Origin of the sequence: Kitasatospora sp. NBC_01287 (assembly GCF_026340565.1) — a bacterium.
Classification (GTDB): domain Bacteria; phylum Actinomycetota; class Actinomycetes; order Streptomycetales; family Streptomycetaceae; genus Kitasatospora.
Window position 1 is genome coordinate 5071979 of record NZ_JAPEPB010000001.1, and the last position, 13507, is coordinate 5085485.

A 13507-nucleotide genomic window follows, 5' to 3' on the forward strand; every position below is an offset into this window, starting at 1 on the left:
TCCTGGGCGTTGCTCCGGATCGCCGTGCGGCGGTTGCGGCGGTTGCTGGGACCGGGCGGGCCACGGCCGCGTTGGCTGGTCCCGGAGCTCCTGACGCTGCCCTGCGGAGTGGTCGCCGGGGGTCTGCTGCGTTCGCCGGTGCCTCCGGCGGCCGCGGTGCTGCTGGTCTTCCCCAGTTGCCGCTGGCGGGAGCGGCGCCGGGCGGTTCGGGAGGAGCGGGAGCGGGCCGGTGCCGTCATCGAGCTCTGCGCCGCGTTGGCGGGTGAGCTGCGGAGCGGTGCGACGCCCGAGCAGGCTCTGGACAGCGTCACTGGTCCGGGGCGGGCCACGGCGGGTCTGCTGGAGCGTCTCGGCGAACAGGCGGTCGCCCGACTGGTGGCCGGCCGCTACGGCGCCGATGTGCCCAGCGCGCTGCGCTGGTTGGGGACGCTGCCCGGCGGTGGGGGCGGCTCCGCGATCGCGGCTTGCTGGCAGGTCACGGCGGACAGCGGTACCGGCCTCGCCACGGCCCTCGAACAGGTGGCCGAGGCCCTGCGAGCCGACCGGGCGCTGCGAGACGAGGTCCGAAGTGAGTTGGCCGGGCCCCGGACCACCGCTGTGCTGCTGGCTGTGCTCCCGGTCTTCGGCCTGCTGCTCGGTGTCGCGCTCGGCGCGGATCCGATGCGGGTCCTGCTGCACACCCCGCTGGGGTGGGGGTGCCTGGCCGCGGGCGTCGTCCTGGAGCTTGCGGGACTGTGCTGGAGCGGCCGGATCGTGCGTGGCGCGCTGGCCGATCCGGACCTCCACACCGGAGCGGTGCGGCGACCGCGAGAGCGGAGTGCCGGACCGGCACAGGGGCGGGCCGCCCGGCGAGCCGTGGTGCGGGCGTCCCGCGTCGGCAGACGGCCGGGGTTGGGGCGGGGAGCCGGTGGTGCGGCAGCGGCAGGTCGCGGAGCGGCGAGCGGTGGAGCGGTTGGGCAGGAGTCGGCCTGCCGCGACTCTCGTGGCAGCGCACCCCGAGACGGTCGGACGCGGCGGTCGCACCGACGGCCGCATCAGCATCAGCTGGAGCCGGGGCACGGGCGACCGTCGGCCGGGCCGCGGACCGACTCTCCGTGGTGGCGGCGTGATTGCGTGCGTCGGCCGGGGGCCGGAGTACGGCACCCCGCGGCCGGCGGTGGGCTGGGGGTGTCGTGGTGAGCGGGACGGTGGGCGTCCACGTGCCGCCGATGACTTCTGCTCTGCTACCGCTGGTGGTGCTTGCTGGGGCTTTCACCCCGATCGTGCTGCTGATGACGTTCGTCGGGCGCAGGCTGCGCGGGCGGGCCGGTCGACGGCGGGCGGCTCGGTTGGGGCTCGAAGAGTGGTGCCAGGGTGAGCGAGAGCCCTTGCCACGCCGGTCGACCGCAGCCCCGTTGGTGACGGCGCGGCGCGGTACGGCGGCCTCGGGTGACGGAGCGGGTGGTCGGTTCCGGCCGCGCGTCGGGCCCGTGCTGCCGGCACTCCTGGGGTTGGTGATCGCGGCCGCCTTCCCCCACGTTGTCGGGCTGGTCGCGGGGGTGATGGCGGCGCTGTTGGTTCGCCACTGGCTTCTCGTGATCCGCTCGCCGGATCGGCGATCAGCTCGGGAGCAGGAGCTGCTCATGGCCCAACTCCCGCTGACCGCTGAGCTCCTGGCGGCATGCCTCGGCTCCTCCGCCTCGCCTGCCCAGGCGGCGGAAGCGGTCGCGCGGACGATCGGGGACCCGATGCGGGCACGCCTGACAGCCACTTCGGCGCAGCTGGAGCTGGGCACGCCACCGGCGGCTTGCTGGGAGCGGCTGGGTGATGAGTGCCCGGCCTTGGCGCCGCTCGCCCGGTGCCTGGTGCGCACAACCGTCAGCGGGGCTCCGCCTGCCGCCCCGCTGGCGGGGCTGGCCCTCGCGCAGCGGGCGGCTGCCGGCCGTGCCGCACACGCCAGGGTGCGTCGCGCCGGGGTCCTGGCGACCGCGCCACTGGGGCTCTGCTTTCTGCCGGCGTTCGTCCTCATCGGGGTGGTGCCTGTGGTGGTGGGGCTCGCGGCTTCGTTCACCCAGCGGCTGTGAGCACGTTCTGTGCCGACACGTAACCGAAGTGAGTATCCAGCAGGTCGCCCTGTCGGCGATCTCTTCAGGAAGGACGTAAGAGCCATGAACGGATTGAGCAGGACGAACGGTGGCGCCGGCAGGAGCATGCCCGCCGTGACCTTCGCCGCCTGCCCGGCGCACGAGCGAACCGCCGAGCTGCGGTCGCTGGCCGGCGGTTCGAGCAGGGCGCCGGTGCCCGATTGCCCGGAGCAGCCCGCCCGCCCCGGACGGCCCTCGCACCGTCGGCCGCGCCGTCGACAGCGCCGACGCCTGGGGCACGTCGTGCGTGGTGTGCTGCGGCGGCTCGCCGCCCGGCCCCGTCGCAGGTTCGCGGGTGCCTCGGACCTCGGAATGTCGACAGCTGAGTACGCCGTCGGCACCGTGGCGGCCTGTGGGTTCGCGGCCCTGCTGTACAAGGTCGTGACGAGCGGCGCGGTCAGTGGTGCACTGGCGGAGCTGCTGGATCGGGCGCTCCATGCGGTCTGATCGGTGTGGAGCCGGCGCCGGTCCCCGCCGGAACCGGGCCACTGGGCGGCCCTGGCCGTTGGCCCCAACCTCGGGTCCCGTGGTTCTCCACGCCGCCCGGGCTCGGCGAGGCCTTGGACGAAGGCCAGGGCAGAAGTTCGGACGAGTGCCAGGACCCGCCCGGCTGGGGCGGCGCACCCGGGCCCGGCCGACGCTGATGCCGAGGTCGGCGCTGACGCCGAGGAGGGGCGTGCGGGACGCCGGGTACGTGACCGCGGAGACAGCCGTGGTGTTGCCGACCTTCCTGCTGCTGACCACGGTGCTGATCTGGGGCGTACTGACTGCCGCGGCGCAACTCCGCTGCATCGACGCCGCTCGGGCGGGGGCCCGGTCGGCGGCGCGAGGAGACGGCGATGCCGTCGCCCGAGCCCAAGCCGTCGCACCGCGTGGGGCCACGGTCGAGGTCGCCGAGAACGCCGACACGGTCCAGGTCCTGGTGGAGGCGGAGTGCCTGGGGCCCGGACGGCTGGCCGCTGCGCTGTCGATGAAGGTCTCGGCGCGGGCCGAGGCCATTCGGGAGGACCGTATCGGAAGGGAGCCGGAGTGATGGCAGTGATCGCAATGGTGGCAATGGTGGCAGTGATCGCAGCGATTGCAGCGATGATGTCGAGGGCCGCGATTGCGCCGGTGCCGCTGTCGTCGCTGACGGACCGTGAGCGTGGTTCGGCGACGGTCTGGTTGACGGGGCTCGCTTTCCTCGGCTGCGCGGTGTTCGGGGCTGCCCTGGCACTCGGGGCGGTTGTGACTGCCCGTCACCGTGCCGAGGCCGTAGCCGACCTGTCCGCCTTGGCGGCCGCTGACCACCTCCTGCTGGATACCGATGGTGGCTGCGCCCGCGCGGCGGCCTTGGCGGCCGTGCATCGGGCCACCTTGGTCTCATGCGCGGTGGACCTTGCGACGGACAGCGTCGAGGTCGAAGTGGCGGTGCCGGTGCGTGGGGTGCGAGTGCCGCTCGGTCCGGCCACCGCGCGGGCGAGGGCTGGGCCGGTCTGGGCTTTCGGTGGCCCCGACGAACCCGAGACCGCCACCGTGGCTTCACCCCGCCTTGAGCCGGCAACTGTTGGGCAGGCAAGTGTCGGGCAGGCAACTGTTGGGCCGATCGTTGTTCGACAGAGCGGCCCCGGAGCGGACTGCGGCGGAGGCGGCCCCGCGGCGGTGAGAGATGGGCCGAGCGGATGGGAAGCGCGGGCTGTGGAGCGAACGGCCCTGGACAGAGCAGCCCTGGACAGAGCAGCCCTGGACCGGGCAGCCCTGGACCGGGCGGCCCTGGACAGAGCGGCCCTGGACCGGGCGGATGCCGGTCGCGCACTCGCCCGGCTACGGCTATCAGGCGTCCGGCACGCCGGCCAGCAGCACGGTCAGCAGCCGGACCGCGCCCGCTTTGTCCAACGGGTCGTTGCCGTTCCCGCACTTGGGCGACTGGACGCAGGACGGACAGCCGCGCTCGCATTCACAGGAGGCGATCGCGTCCCGGGTGGCGGCCAGCCACTGCGCCGCGCGGCGGAAGCCGTGCTCGGCGAAGCCGGCCCCGCCGGGGTGGCCGTCGTAGACGAAGACCGTCGGCAACTGGGTGTCGGGGTGCAGCGGGACGGAGACGCCGCCGATGTCCCAGCGGTCGCAGGTCGCGAAGAGCGGCAGCAGGCCGATCGAGGCGTGCTCTGCGGCATGGGCGGCGCCGGGCAGCTGGTCGAAGGGGATCAGCGCGTCGAGCAGCTGCTGTTCGGTGACGGTCCACCAGACCGCCCTGGTCCGCAGCGTCCTGGGTGGCAGGTCGAGCTTGGTCTCGCCGAGGACCTCGCCGGTGGAGATCCGCTTGCGCAGGAAGCCGACCACTTGGTTGACGACTTCGACCGAGCCGAAGTGCAGCCTGCCCTCGCCCCAGGCCTCGGTGCGGTCGGTGGTGAGGACGGAGATGGCCGTGGTGTCCCGCGCCGTCGTGGTGTACGAGGGGTTGGCCGGTTCGACCAGGGCCACCGAGGACTCCAGGTCGAGCTCCCGGACCAGATAGGTCCGTCCCTGGTGGAGGTGGACGGCTCCGGTGTGCACGGTCGTGTGCGAGGCCGCGGCATCGACAGTGCCCAGCAGCCGACCGGTGGAGGACTCGACGATCTGAACCGGGCTGCCGCCGCTTCCGCGCAGATCGACGGCGTCGACCGCCCGTTCACGGCGGGTCCAGTACCAGGAGCCGTCGGTGCGGCGTCGCAGCAGCCCCCGCTTTTCGAGCACCGGCAGCAGGTGGGCGGTCGAGGGGCCGAACAGCTCCAGGTCGTCGGGTCCGAGCGGCAGCTCGGCGGCGGCGGCGCACAAGTGCGGAGCCAGGACGTGCGGGTTGTCGGGGTCGAGCACGGTCGCCTCGACCGGACGGGCGAAGAGCGCCTCCGGGTGGTGCACCAGGTAGGTGTCCAGCGGGTCGTCGCGGGCGATCAGGACGGCGAGCGCCCCCTGGGCCTCGCGCCCGGCCCGCCCGGCCTGCTGCCAGAGGGAGGCCCGGGTTCCGGGGTAGCCGGCCAGCAGTACCGCGTCCAGACCGGAGACGTCGACGCCCAGTTCCAGCGCGGAGGTCGAGGCAAGCCCGAGCAGTCGTCCCGAGTGCAGGTCACGCTCCAGCGCGCGCCGCTCCTCGGGCAGGTAGCCGCCGCGGTAGGCGGCGATCCGGCTGGCGAGCGGTGCGTCGAGATTCTCCTGCGCCTGCAGCGCGACCAGCTCGGCGGCTCGGCGGGAGCGCACGAAGGCAACGGTGCGGGTGCCCGCCGCCACCAGGTCGGTCAGCAGGTAGGCGGCCTCGGTGGTGGCGGTCCGCCGCACGGGGGCGCCGTGCTCGCCGACGCGTTCGGTGAGCGGCGGTTCCCACAGGGCGAAGACCACGGGGCCGCGTGGCGAGGCGTCCTCGGTCACCGCGACCGCGGGTAGGCCGGTGAGGCGCTCGGCCGCCGCAGCCGGGTCGGCCGAGGTCGCGGAGGCGAGCAGGAAGGCGGGATCGGAGCCGTAGCGGCGGCAGAGTCGCCGCAGGCGTCGCAGGACCTGGGCGACGTGGGAACCGAACACGCCCCGGTAGCTGTGGCACTCGTCCACCACCACGTAGCGCAGCGCCTTCAGGAAGGAGGACCAGCGGGCGTGTGCCGGCAGGATGCCCCGGTGCAGCATGTCCGGGTTGGTGAGCACGTAGCTCGCGTACTGGCGGACCCACTCGCGCTCCTGCGGCGGGGTGTCCCCGTCGTAGAGCGCGGCGCGTACTCGGTCAGGGGCCAGCTCGGTGGCCCGGCGGCGCTGGTCGGCGGCCAGCGCCTTGGTGGGGGCGAGGTAGAGCGCGGTGGCGCCGCGCCCGTTGGGCGCCTCGGTGCCGTCCAGCAGGTCGCTGAGCACCGGCGCCAGGTAGCCGAGCGACTTGCCCGAGGCGGTTCCTGTGGCGATCACCACAGTTTGGCCTGCTTTGGCCAGGTTCATGGCTTCGGTCTGATGGGCCCAGGGCCGGGCCACACCGAGTTCCGCCGCCGCGGCGCGGATTTCGTGGCGGATTGATGCAGGCCAAGGGGCATACCGGGCCTGGCGCGCGGGGAGATGCTCCGTATGGGTGAGTCGGTCCGAGCGGCCCCGGCTGGCGACCAGGGTGTCGAGCAGGGCCTCGGGCAGGCGGTGGCTGGGCGGCATGGAGACCCAGTGTGTCACTGGAGTGACGGACAATCGCGGCAAGCCATCGTGCGGGCATGCTGCCAGGTGGTTGAATGATGCGGTGGCGGCCAGTTGGCCGGACCGGCGGCACCTGGGCCGGTCACTCGGCCATGCGGTGGAACCGGTCAGGTGCTCCACAGCACCTGGAACGGTGGCGGCCGTCCGGCCGGGATCGGCAACTGAGAACGGCCGATGCCGCCCGACTCGCCGAAGAACGCAATATGACGTAGCAAGGCAAGGTGCTGGAGGTTCCGTGGACCTGTCCCTGTCGACCCGTACAGTCGGCGACCGCACGGTCGTCGAGGTGGGCGGCGAGATCGATGTGTACACCGCCCCTAAGCTTCGCGAGCAGCTGGTCGAGCTCGTCAACGACGGCAGCTACCACCTGGTCGTCGACATGGAGGGCGTGGACTTCCTGGACTCGACCGGTCTGGGCGTTCTGGTGGGCGGCCTGAAGCGGGTCCGCGCGCATGAGGGCTCGCTCCGCCTGGTCTGCACCCAGGAGCGCATCCTCAAGATCTTCCGTATCACCGGTCTGACCAAGGTGTTCCCGATCCACTCCTCGGTGGACGAGGCCGTCGCCTCGACGGACTGACCGGCCGACCGGCCGGAGTTCCGGCCCGGCGGCAGGCCGGCCGGACCGACTGGTTCGGTCTGCTCGGCCGGTCCGGGACGCTCACCCTGTGTGAGTCGGCTCCGGCCGCCGGCCCGTTCCCTCCGACTGTCGCGGCCGCTCGGTCGCCGATGGCCCGTTGACGATGTCCGCTCCATGGCGGCGTGTTGGCAACGGGTTGTCGGCGACAGTCCGGTGACGACAGTCCGGTGACGGCAGTTCGGTGATGACAGTCAGGGGACGGCATCTCGGCGGTGGCAGTCCGTCAGGAGGTCTGATTCTTCTGTGCGGTGACGCCCTCAGGGGCGTCGCTGCTGCCTGCGGACGGCGCGTCAGCCGCGCTCCGAAGGCGATCTGCGCAGGACGAGATCCGAGGTAGTGGTGACGCCGACGCGGCGACAACCCCGAGAGGGAGAGATGGCAACCGTCGAACTGCGATTCAGCCCCCTTCCCGAGCACGTGCGGACGGCACGGCTGGTGGCGGCGGCGGTGGCCAGACGCGCGGGCGTGGACGAGTCGGTGCTCGACGAGGTCCGGCTCGCGGTCGGTGAGGCCTGCTCCCGCGCCGTCGGCCTGCACCAGCGCGGCAGCCTGGGTGGCGCGGTGCGGGTGGCTTTGACCGATCAGGAGAAGCGTTTCGTCATCGAGGTGGGTGACGGTGCCGGGGAGCTCAGCGAGCTGGCCGAGCCGAGTGAGGACGACGGTGCGGACGGCTCCGACGACACCCTCGGCCTCGCGGTGATCACCGGGCTGGTCGAGGACGTCGAGGTCGGCCGGGACGAGGCCGGCGGGCTGATCCGGATGAGCTGGGCGGTGCAGCCGGCCTGATCGGCGGCAGCGCGGTCCAGCAGTTCACCGAGAGCGTCCATGCATTGGTGCGCCCGCACCCCAGCCCGTGCCCCCACACGTACCGTGCGGGGGCACGCCCGCGCCCGGGACGGGCGAGGGAGCGGAGGGTGGCGTGCATCAGGTGCCGCCACGAATCAGCCGGGTCTTCCTGTGCGTGAAGTGATGTGAAGTGATGTGAAGTGGCGTCAAGTGACGCGAGGAAACGAACAAAGAATCATGGGCGGCGCCGAAAACCCCGGGTTTTCGGCGCCGCCCATGATTCTTTTCATTCTCTGCCGCACGCGGTCTATATCAATCCGTCGATGATTCCTACACTCGCTCGTGGATATCCGTCGGGATATCCGGTCGGGCCGGGGAGTCCGGTCCGGTCGCCTGTGCCACCAGAGCCACTTGCGCGCCGTACGGACAGGTCGGCGTGCCGGTCGTCGGGGAGGACGCATGGCCGGATTCACGATCATCGCGAGTGCTTCACCCACATCTGACGTACTGAAATCCGTCTCAGCAGCACCGGTGCGACCACGAATCTTGGATGTTCTGGCCGATGGGCCGTCAGGTGGCTCGTCGGGCGGCGCCGTGCTCACCGGTGGCAATCAACTGGTGGTGCTGATCATCGGCCTGGTGGCTCTCGGGGCGCTCGGCGTCGCGGTGCTGCTGGTCCGTCAAGTCCTGGCCGCCGACGCGGGCACGCCGGTGATGCGGCGGATCGCCGGGGCCGTCCAGGAGGGTGCGAACGCCTACCTGGCCCGCCAGTTCCGCACCCTGAGCGTCTTCGCGGCCGGCGCGTTCTTCCTGCTGATGCTGCTGCCGGCCGACAACTGGTCGCAGCGCCTGGGCCGCTCGGTCTTCTTCCTGGTCGGCGCCGTCTTCTCGGCGGCCACCGGCTACCTGGGCATGTGGCTGGCGGTGCGCGCCAACGTCCGGGTGGCCGCGGTGGCCAGGGGCGTGATCGCCGGGCAGGAGCGGCCCGCGCAGCACAAGGCGATGCGGATCGCGTTCCGCACCGGCGGCGTGGTCGGCATGTGCACGGTGGGCCTGGGCCTGCTGGGTGCGGCCGTGGTGGTGCTGATCTACCAGGCCAACGCGCCGCGGGTGCTGGAGGGGTTCGGCTTCGGCGCCGCTCTGCTGGCGATGTTCATGCGGGTCGGTGGCGGCATCTTCACCAAGGCGGCGGACGTCGGCGCCGACCTGGTCGGCAAGGTCGAGCAGGGCATCCCCGAGGACGACCCGCGCAACGCCGCCACCATCGCCGACAACGTGGGGGACAACGTCGGCGACTGCGCGGGCATGGCGGCGGACCTCTTCGAGTCCTACGCGGTGACCCTGGTGGCCGCCCTGATCCTGGGCCGGGCGGTCTTCGGCGACACCGGCCTGGTGCTGCCGCTGATCGTGCCGGCGATCGGCGTGGTCACGGCGGTGCTCGGCATCGTCGCGGTCTCGCCGCGCGAGCGGGACCGCAGCGGGATGGCCGCGATCAACCGGGGCTTCTTCATCTCCGCCGCCGTCTCGCTGCTGCTGGTGCTGGGCGCGGTCTACCTGGTGCTGCCGTCCAGCTTCGGCGCGCTGCGCCACGTGCCGGACGGCATCCGCGGCCACCACGGCGATCCGCGGCTGTTCGCGCTGGCGGCGGTGGTGATCGGGATCGTGCTCGCGGTGCTGATCCAGCAGCTGACCGGCTACTTCACCGAGACCAGCCGCCGCCCGGTGCGTGACGTCGGCCGCAGTTCGCTGACCGGTGCGGCGACGGTGGTGCTGTCCGGCGTCTCGCTGGGCCTGGAGTCGGCGGTGTACTCGGCGGTGCTGATCGGCGCGGCGGTGTACGGGGCCTACCTGCTGGCGGGCGGCTCGATCGTGCTCGCGCTCTTCGCGGTCGCGCTGGCGGGCACCGGTCTGCTCACCACGGTCGGTGTGATCGTGGCGATGGACACCTTCGGTCCGGTCTCGGACAACGCGCAGGGCATCGCCGAGATGTCCGGTGAGGTCGAGGGCGCCGGCGCCCGGGTGCTGACCGAGCTGGACGCGGTGGGCAACACCACCAAGGCGATCACCAAGGGCATCGCGATCGCGACCGCGGTGCTGGCGGCGACCGCGCTCTTCGGCTCGTTCACCGACGCGATCAACGACGCCGTCAGCAGTGCGGGCGGCAGCGCGGTGATCGGCAGCCCGGCCGGACTGAGCCTGGACATCTCGCAGCCCAACAACTTGGTCGGGCTGCTGCTGGGCGCGGCAGTGGTCTTCCTCTTCTCCGGGCTGGCCATCAACGCGGTCTCCCGCTCGGCCGGCTCGGTGGTCTACGAGGTGCGGCGGCAGTTCCGCGAGCACCCCGGGATCATGGACGGCACCGAGACACCGGAGTACGGCAAGGTGGTCGACATCTGCACCCGGGACGCGCTGCACGAACTGGCCACGCCCGGGCTGCTGGCGGTGCTGGCTCCGATCGCGGTGGGATTCGGCCTGGGGGTCGGCTCGCTCGGCGCCTATCTGGCGGGCGCCATCGGCACGGGCACCCTGATGGCGGTCTTCCTGGCCAACTCCGGCGGGGCCTGGGACAACGCCAAGAAGCTGGTGGAGGACGGCGCGCACGGCGGCAAGGGCAGCGAGGCGCACGCGGCCACGGTGATCGGCGACACGGTCGGCGATCCGTTCAAGGACACCGCGGGCCCGGCGATCAACCCGCTGCTCAAGGTGATGAACCTGGTCTCGCTGCTGATCGCGCCCGCCGTGGTGCGGTTCAGCTACGGGGCGCACGCGAGCGCGGGGCTGCGCGGCGCGGTCGCGGCGGTCGCGGTGCTGGTGGTGGTGGGCGCGGTGTACGTCTCCAAGCGCCGGACGGTGGATGTCGCGGACGCCCCCGATGCCCCGGCCACCCCGGCCACCCCGGACGCCCCGGACGCCCCGGATGCCGTCGGGGACACGGCGGGCGGGGGCACGGCCGGCGGGGACGTCGTGGGTGGCGAGGCGGTGGCGCCGGCCGGCGGCTGAGCGAAGCGCCGCGCGGGCGCGACGGGCCGGGCCGAGCGCGGTCTTCTCAGGGCCTGGACCGGCCTGGCGGGGGTGCGGGTGCGTGTGGTGGGATCCCAGTTGACAAATTGTTGAGCAGCAAATTGTTGAACTGGTGAGGGAGTCCTCATGCGCATCCGCATCCTCTGGCCGGCCGGTCAGGCCACCGCGACCCTGCGAGCGGGCCCGAGGTGGACGGGCCTTGAGGCGCGTGGAACCGCGACGGCCGCCCCGACCGTCCCCGTTCCGGTGTCGGGTAGGTTCACCCGGGACGGTTCGGGACTGGACGGAAGGGCTCCCAGGTGGACGAGCGAGTGCGGACGGACGAACGGTCCGGGGTGACCGGAGCGAGCGGGGGCCGGCCGGTTCCGGCGCGCGGATCGGCCCGCCGTCTGCTCACCCTGCCGCTGCTCGGAGCGCTGCTCGCCACCGGTGCGGCCGCCTGCTCCACCGACAACAGCGCGGCGCTGGGCAACTGGGCCAAGCAGGTCTGCGACGGGCTGCGCGCCCCGGTGACCCAGTCGCAGGACGCCATGAAGGACACCGGCCTGGTCAAGGACGGCGAGGCGCCGGCCGATCTGCAGAAGCGCCTGGCCACCGACCTCGGCAACCTCGGGACCGCCAACCAGTCGATCGCCGATGCGATCGACAAGGCGGGCGCACCCAAGGTCGACAACGGCGCCGGACTGCAGAAGGACGCGGTGAACGAGCTGCGGCAGGCGGCGCAGGGCTACCAGGACGTCCAGAAGAAGCTGACCGCGCTGCCCACGGATGATCAGGCGAAGTTCGCCGACGGCCTGAAGAGCATCGGCGACCAGGTGCAGCAGCTGTCCACACTCTCCACCGGCGCGCTGGGCAAGGTGCAGACCGGCGACCTCGGAACGGCGATCGCCAAGCAGCCCGGCTGCAAGAGCCAGGACGCAGGCCCGGCCGCGGGCGCCTCGGGGAGTCCCGGCGCCTCGGGCAGTGCGAACCCGGCCGGCAGCCCGGCCGCCGGCGCGTCCCCTTCTGCCGGCGCGTCCGGCAGCCCGTCGGGCAGTGCCTCCGCCGCCCCATCCAGTGCCCCGTCCAACGCCCCCTCCGCTCCCCCTTCCACCGGCCAGTCCGCCGCCCCGTCGGGCAGTGGGTCGGGCAGCCCGGCGGCGGCCGGCGCCTCGCCCGGCTAGCAGCGCGCCCCGGTCGGTCGGGCCGCCCGCGGGCGGGACAATGGCGGGGTGACCAAGCTCCCCACTCCCGACCCCGCCCGCCTCGCCCGCCTGCGCGAGGCGCTGCTCGCCGCCTCCTACACCGCGGACGGCTGCCTCGACCTGCTGGGCCCCACGGGCTACGCCGCGCTGGCCCGCAGCGAGGCGGTGCCCGCGCTGCGCGCCACCCGGGGCGGGACGCCGCTGGAGATCCTGGTCCGGCTCTTCCTGCTCCAGCAGCCGGTCCCGTACCCGGCCGCGGCCGCCGCCCTGCCGGTCGAGGAGTGCCTGGCGGACGGCTGGCTGGAGCGCTCCGCCGATGACGCCGCCCAGGTGCGCGCCACCGTCGACGTGCGTCCGTACGCCAACGAGGTGGCCGGGCTGGAGAGCTCGGACGCCTGGGTGGTCTCGGACCTCGGCTGCGCGGTCGGCGGCGCGGGCGGCATCGGCGCGAGCGGCAGCGCCGCCGGGGTGCCCCGCGGCGAGCTGGTGCTCGGCGTCGGCGGCGCCTCCACCACGCTGGCCGGGCTGGCCGTGCGCCGCCCGGTGCGGTCCGCCCTCGACCTGGGTGCCGGCTCCGGCGTGCAGGCGCTGCACGCCGCCCGGCACGCCCAGCGGGTGACCGCGACCGACCTCAACCCCCGGGCGCTGGCCTTCTCCCGGCTCACCCTGGCGCTCTCCGGCTTCAGCAGCACCGAGACCGCCGAGGGCAGCCTCTTCGAGCCGGTCGGCGAGCGCCGCTTCGACCTGATCGTCTCCAACCCGCCGTTCGTGATCTCGCCCGGCTCCCGCTTCGTCTACCGGGACGGCGGGATGGCCGGCGACGAGCTGTGCCGCTCGCTGGTCCGGGGCGCCGCCGCGCACCTGGAGCCCGGCGGCTACTGCCAGCTGCTGGCCAACTGGCAGCACGTCAAGGGCGAGGACTGGCACGAGCGGCTGGCCGGCTGGGTGGCCGGCACCGGCCTGGACGCCTGGGTGGTGCAGCGCGAGGTCCAGGACGTGGCGCAGTACGCCGAGCTCTGGCTGCGCGACGGCGGTGACCACCTGGCGCCGCGGGCCGCCTACGAGGCCCGCTACAACGAGTGGCTGGACGCCTTCGAGGCGGCGCGGGTGGAGGGGATCGGTTTCGGCTGGATCACCCTGCGGGCGGCGGGCGCCGAGCGGCCCGCCGTGCGGATCGAGGAGTGGCCGCACCCGGTCGAGCAGCCGCTCGGCCCGCACATCGAGGACTGGTTCGCCCGCCAGGACTTCCTGCGCGGCCACGACGACGCCGCGCTGCTCGCCGCCCGCTACCAGCTGGCCGACGAGGTGGTGCAGGAGCAGGTCGGTGCCCCGGGCGCCGAGGACCCGGAGCACGTGGTGCTGCGGAACGCCCGGGGCATGCGCCGGGCCACCAAGGTGGACACGGTGGGTGCTGGTTTCGCCGGCGTCTGCGACGGCACCCTGACGGCCGGCGAGATCCTCGACGCGATCGCGCACCTGCTCGGCGAGGACCCGCGGCAGCTGCGTGAGCGGGCCCCGGACTCGCTGCGGCTGCTGGTCGAGCAGGGGTTCGTCGAGCCCGCCGCCTAGCCCGCCGCCCGCCT

10 protein-coding genes and 1 pseudogene are annotated in these 13507 nt (G+C 73.3%); 10 read left to right on the forward strand and 1 reads right to left on the reverse strand.

Annotated features, from left to right (window positions below):
* Positions 1-108 precede the first annotated feature (108 nt).
* The 5 genes and pseudogenes from OG455_RS21860 to OG455_RS21880 all read left to right on the forward strand — a co-directional run.
* The gene (locus OG455_RS21860) at positions 109-1179 is read left to right on the forward strand and encodes a type II secretion system F family protein (protein WP_266296192.1); all 1071 of its coding nucleotides are present in this window, start codon (positions 109-111) and stop codon (positions 1177-1179) included.
* An 8-nt stretch (positions 1180-1187) separates the two neighbouring features.
* Positions 1188-2063 (forward strand): type II secretion system F family protein, encoded by an 876-nt coding sequence (locus OG455_RS21865; protein WP_266296194.1) that lies wholly within the window; start codon positions 1188-1190, stop codon positions 2061-2063.
* Between the two features lie 126 nt (positions 2064-2189).
* Entirely contained in the window at positions 2190-2570 is a 381-nt protein-coding gene (locus OG455_RS42105) for a DUF4244 domain-containing protein (protein WP_323185548.1), read from the forward strand.
* 196 nt (positions 2571-2766) lie between these two features.
* On the forward strand, positions 2767-3156 hold the full coding sequence (locus OG455_RS21875) for a TadE family type IV pilus minor pilin (protein ID WP_266300905.1): 390 nt from the start codon (positions 2767-2769) through the stop codon (positions 3154-3156).
* Positions 3157-3212: 56 nt separating this feature from the next.
* Positions 3213-3584: pseudogene (locus OG455_RS21880) on the forward strand (Rv3654c family TadE-like protein); the annotation flags it as partial.
* 351 nt (positions 3585-3935) lie between these two features.
* Here the strand turns inward: OG455_RS21880 and OG455_RS21885 are convergent.
* The gene (locus OG455_RS21885) at positions 3936-6257 is read right to left on the reverse strand and encodes a DEAD/DEAH box helicase (RefSeq protein WP_266296196.1); all 2322 of its coding nucleotides are present in this window, start codon (positions 6255-6257) and stop codon (positions 3936-3938) included.
* A 274-nt stretch (positions 6258-6531) separates the two neighbouring features.
* On the opposite strand from OG455_RS21885, the gene bldG reads away from it, so the two are divergent.
* From bldG to OG455_RS21910, 5 genes are all read left to right on the forward strand, one after another.
* Entirely contained in the window at positions 6532-6873 is a 342-nt protein-coding gene (bldG, locus tag OG455_RS21890) for an anti-sigma factor antagonist BldG (RefSeq protein ID WP_266296198.1), read from the forward strand.
* A 435-nt stretch (positions 6874-7308) separates the two neighbouring features.
* Positions 7309-7719, forward strand: coding sequence for an ATP-binding protein (locus OG455_RS21895; RefSeq protein WP_266296200.1), 411 nt, complete (start codon positions 7309-7311; stop codon positions 7717-7719).
* Between the two features lie 531 nt (positions 7720-8250).
* Positions 8251-10719: a sodium-translocating pyrophosphatase gene (locus OG455_RS21900; RefSeq protein ID WP_266296202.1), complete on the forward strand. Its 2469-nt coding sequence runs from the start codon at positions 8251-8253 to the stop codon at positions 10717-10719.
* A gap of 320 nt (positions 10720-11039) precedes the next feature.
* On the forward strand, positions 11040-11903 hold the full coding sequence (locus OG455_RS21905; RefSeq protein ID WP_266296204.1) for a hypothetical protein: 864 nt from the start codon (positions 11040-11042) through the stop codon (positions 11901-11903).
* A 48-nt stretch (positions 11904-11951) separates the two neighbouring features.
* Positions 11952-13493 (forward strand): methyltransferase, encoded by a 1542-nt coding sequence (locus OG455_RS21910; RefSeq protein ID WP_266296206.1) that lies wholly within the window; start codon positions 11952-11954, stop codon positions 13491-13493.
* Positions 13494-13507 lie beyond the last annotated feature (14 nt).

Excerpts from the sequence above, each read along its gene's own strand:
- OG455_RS21895 (WP_266296200.1), top strand. The coding sequence starts at position 7,309 with ATGGCAACCGTCGAACTGCGATTCAGCCCCCTTCCCGAGCACGTGCGG.
- OG455_RS21885 (WP_266296196.1), bottom strand. The coding sequence starts at position 6,257 with ATGCCGCCCAGCCACCGCCTGCCCGAGGCCCTGCTCGACACCCTGGTC.
- OG455_RS21875 (WP_266300905.1), top strand. The coding sequence starts at position 2,767 with ATGCCGAGGTCGGCGCTGACGCCGAGGAGGGGCGTGCGGGACGCCGGG.
- OG455_RS42105 (WP_323185548.1), top strand. The coding sequence starts at position 2,190 with ATGCCCGCCGTGACCTTCGCCGCCTGCCCGGCGCACGAGCGAACCGCC.